We start from the raw sequence: 4,126 nt of genomic DNA on the forward strand, positions 1-4,126 counted from the left end.
CCTCTTCTCTCAAGCAACTCACGATTTTGATGAAGAGTATATCAATATCCCCAATACCCATTTTTACGGTTTATCCCTAGAGCACGAACTCTCCATGGACACAAGTCTCGGTGGAAGCATTGGAGAGTTTATTGCTTTAAATACAGATGAAAAAACAAAATTTATCCAAGGAAATCTAAAAAGCGACAACGGTTCTCTCTTTCTAAGTATAGAAGCTATCGCAGCCAAAACCGACTATCACCATACCAAAAGCGATCTTACCCTCAGTGGATACTTCCAAAGTATTTATCATTTTTCGCCCCAACATGCACTCGTAGGACGGTATGAGTATTACGACGATCAGCATCGTGATTATAAAGACCACATCGGTGTTTTCGGATACAGCTATCGCCCTATCTATCCTATTTCACTCAAAGGGGAATATCAATGGCATTCTCAAGAGAATGAAAACCGTATTTTGCTCTCCTTTTCGGTACTTTTCTGATGATAAAGCTATTGATGCTTAGTCTACTGTATGGAACATTATTCGGTGCAGAATACAGTATTATTATTTCTAAAAGAGTCTCCCTACCTGAGATAACATCACAACAAATACGGGATATTTTTTTGATGAAACGCCATATGGTTGGGAATCAAAAGATTATTCCTCTTAATCTGATAGGACAAGACGCTTCTCGAATCGAATTTGAAAATGAGATTTTAAAAATGGATCGAGACCGTCTAAATACCTATTGGGTAAAACAGCATTTTCAGGGGATCGTCCCCCCTATCACTCAGCCTTCTCACGAATCTATCAAAGCATTCGTCCAAAACGTCGAGGGTGCTATCGGCTATATCCCCTCTTCAATGGTCGATTCAAGCGTGAAGGTGATTTATGAGTTTTAAACTCAAAACGATTCTTCTCTTTTTGGCGGTTAGCCTCATCCCCTACGCACTCACTATGTTTCTTGTCGGAAATTCATTTCGTCAAGAGCTTTATGATGCTGTTACACAAGAGATGAACACCCAACTGAGTTTGAGCGTTGAGAGGATTGATCAACATCTGCTAACCCTCCGAAACGATATGACCTTTATCGCGAAATCAGATATCATGAACGATGTTTACACCCAAGATTTGGATCGACGTATCAGCAATACCCTGCTGTCGAAAAAAAATGATCTCAAAATGGAGGGTGATTTTTATCTCACAAATTCTAGTGGGCTGATTATCGCTTCCAGCGATTTCAACACCATAGGAAAAACCAACCGTTCTAGCTCTTTTTTACACGTTAACGTCTATTCCACCTTCTCGACACAACCCATCGGAAAGCTCGAAGTACGGTATCCGGTAGAAAACTTTAAACGCTTTTTTGCCAATACACAGCAACGACACTACTACATACGTCAGAGGAATGGGTCGGTGTACTTACGTCCCTCAATTTTTAATGATGCGCTCCAAGTCTCAAAAGCTCTCAAAAATGCGCCTCATTTCACTATTATCCTAGAAGAGAAAAAAGAGTTCGCGTATCGTCTTTTATACAAATACGAACAATGGTTTATCCTTTTTCTAATCGGTGGAGCCATTTTTATTTCTCTAGCCGCGTACTTCATCGCCACCTATTTGATTAAACCCATCATTACCCTCTCCAATACCGCTAAAAAAATCACCCGTACACGTGACTATACACAGCAAGTAGACATCAAACGCGATGATGAAATCGGGAAGCTCTCTGATGCTTTTAATACTATGATTAGCGGTATGGATCATGCCCTAAACGAAATTACCGATCTAAACCAAGAGATTGAAGAGACCCAAAGAGAGGTCGTCTTTACGATGGGTTCCATCGGAGAGAGCAGGTCTACCACGTCAAACGGGTTGCCGAATATTCCAAACTTCTCGCCCACTATTACGGTCTGAGTGAAGAAGAATCCGAAATGCTTAAACAAGCTTCTCCGATGCACGATATCGGAAAAGTTGCTATCCCCGATGCCGTTCTCAACAAACCTGGTCGATTTGACGCGGAAGAACGCCGTATTATGGATACTCATGCCGTACTCGGATATGAAATGCTCAAACATTCTCACCGTGCGCTACTCCAAGCCGCAGCAATTGTTGCTTATGAGCACCATGAAAAGTGGGACGGTAGCGGTTATCCACAATGTCTGTCCGGAGAAGCTATCCATATTTACGGTAGAATCACCGCATTAGCGGATGTATTTGATGCTCTCGGAAGTGATCGCGTTTACAAAAAAGCATGGGATGATGAACGTATTTTCGTCCTCTTCAAAGAGGAACGTGGAAAGCATTTTGACCCTCAACTCGTAGATATCTTTTTTGAACATTTGGATGAATTTCTCACTATTCGGGAGATGCTTAGAGATTGCTAACACTCCACTAATACACTTGTATCATAATACCCGTATCCAAAATTAGAGGAGGGTAAGTCCCATGAAAAAAGTCACTTTTATCGCTCTATTGAGCCTCAACCTATTCGCAACCGATTACAGTACAATGAGCATTACCGATATGCAAGCAATGCGCGGAACTGTACCGGAAGCTGATCGTGCCGCTTTTCAAACAGAAATGCAATCGAAAATGCAAGCTTTAACACCCGAAGAGCGTCAAGCTGCATCAAGCACCATGAAACAAAGTAAATCAGGGTCAATGGATGGTACCGGATCACAAATGGGTAAAGGTAGTGGAATGGGGGGAGGAACAGGTGGCGGCAAAATGTACCGTGGCGGACGCTAAAGCTATCGATGGCACTATAGTGATAAATATACTACTTCTCGAAGATGATTTGGTACTCGGCGAAACGATACAAGAAATGCTCAATGAAAGAGGATATCGATGTAGGTGGGTTATAGATGGAGAAAAAGCGGCCGAAGCAGCCTATGATATCCGATATGACCTCTATATTTTTGACATCAACGTCCCTAAACTCAATGGATTTGCGCTGGTTCAAAGTCTTCGAAATGCCGAGGACAATACTCCCACCATTTTTATCAGTGCCATGACCGATATCGCTGCTATCACTCAAGGTTTTTCCGTAGGAGCGGATGATTATCTCAAAAAACCATTTTATCCCCAAGAGCTTTTACTCCGCATTGAAGCCCGCTTTTCTCGTAAAACACAGCTCATGACCCACGGCGATATCAGCTATAGCCCTATAACCAAAGAAGTGATGAGACAAGGACATGTTCTCTCCCTTGGAGATGTTCAACTCCCTTTCCTCGCTCTTTTTATCGCTAATATCGGACGAACTTTATCCAAAGAAAATTTGTTCGAGCTAATGGAACATCCCAGTGACAATGCTCTGCGTTTTGCGATCAATAAACTCAAACACACGACCGGATGGAATATTGAAAATGTTCGTGGAATAGGCTACCGTATTGAAAAAAGCTGAATACGAATCGTTTTTTAAAAGCTTTGGAGTCTTTTTCATCGCATTAAGTATTTTGAGCAGTATTTTATTTTATGTCGAATACACTCAACTCAAACATGATCTAAATGAAAAGATTTACAATGAGATGCGTCTATGCAGCTATGATCTAAAATGTACCCAATTCGGATTTGATTTTGTCCCCTTAAATCCTAAAAAACTCTACGAACTGCAACACATTTCTAGTGAGATATTCATATTATTTTCTATTCCAAAAAATGACACCTATGCCCTAAAACTTTCTCTATCAAAGACACAGTACGAAACGATGAAAGCAACCATTCGTAATAACCTCATTTTTTATTACGCTTGGGCACTTTTAGTCATCGCCATCGTATCCGCCCTCTTCTCATTGTACACACTGTATCCGCTCCGCCATGCTCTCCATCTAACCCAAGAGTTCAGTCGTGATATTCTGCATGATCTTAACACACCGCTTACAGCACTTCGACTCAATATTTCTCTTCTTACACCCAGTATAAATGACGAAAAAAAAATCTCTCGGATGGTGCAAAGTATCGATACGATTATCTCTCTCGGAGACAATTTACGGAGCTACCTCGAAGAACATGTTTATCAGGTCGAAACATTTGCTCTAAATCCCCTAATCCAAACGAGAATTTCGGTACTGGAGAAGCTCTACCCTTCAATTTGTTTTAACCTTAACGCTGAGGATATTGCTATAACCACCAATCGGGATGCAT

At 41.3% G+C, this 4,126-nt stretch carries 5 protein-coding genes and 2 pseudogenes; all 7 read left to right on the plus strand.

Annotated elements, in window-relative coordinates; all coding sequences use genetic code 11:
- On the plus strand, positions 1 to 484 hold a 484-nt coding region (locus WA010_RS03800; protein WP_422555836.1), incomplete at its 5' end, for a hypothetical protein.
- Positions 484 to 885 carry a hypothetical protein gene (locus WA010_RS03805; RefSeq protein ID WP_422555837.1) on the plus strand — a complete coding sequence of 134 codons (402 nt, stop codon included), beginning with the start codon at positions 484 to 486 and terminating at the stop codon, positions 883 to 885. The genes WA010_RS03800 and WA010_RS03805, both read left to right, overlap by 1 nt.
- 280 nt (positions 886 to 1,165) lie before the next feature.
- A pseudogene (locus WA010_RS03810) lies at positions 1,166 to 1,672 on the plus strand (hypothetical protein); the annotation flags it as partial.
- Positions 1,673 to 1,744: 72 nt separating this feature from the next.
- Positions 1,745 to 2,367 (plus strand): annotated as a pseudogene (locus tag WA010_RS03815) (HD-GYP domain-containing protein); the annotation flags it as partial.
- A 61-nt stretch (positions 2,368 to 2,428) separates the two neighbouring features.
- Positions 2,429 to 2,731, plus strand: a complete 303-nt coding sequence (locus WA010_RS03820; RefSeq protein ID WP_422555838.1) for a hypothetical protein — start codon at positions 2,429 to 2,431, stop codon at positions 2,729 to 2,731.
- Positions 2,700 to 3,386 carry a response regulator transcription factor gene (locus WA010_RS03825; protein WP_422555839.1) on the plus strand — a complete coding sequence of 229 codons (687 nt, stop codon included), beginning with the start codon at positions 2,700 to 2,702 and terminating at the stop codon, positions 3,384 to 3,386. The genes WA010_RS03820 and WA010_RS03825 overlap by 32 nt, the downstream gene beginning before the upstream one ends.
- Positions 3,373 to 4,126, plus strand: a 754-nt coding sequence (locus WA010_RS03830; protein WP_422555840.1) for a histidine kinase dimerization/phospho-acceptor domain-containing protein, incomplete at its 3' end; no start/stop codon positions are given. The genes WA010_RS03825 and WA010_RS03830, both read left to right, overlap by 14 nt.

The organism is Sulfuricurvum sp. (genome assembly GCF_049305995.1).
GTDB lineage: Bacteria > Campylobacterota > Campylobacteria > Campylobacterales > Sulfurimonadaceae > Sulfuricurvum.

Bases quoted from the DNA above. Each gene is read 5' to 3' on its own strand.
- WA010_RS03805 (WP_422555837.1), top strand. From the start codon at position 484: ATGATAAAGCTATTGATGCTTAGTCTACTGTATGGAACATTATTCGGT.
- WA010_RS03820 (WP_422555838.1), top strand. From the start codon at position 2,429: ATGAAAAAAGTCACTTTTATCGCTCTATTGAGCCTCAACCTATTCGCA.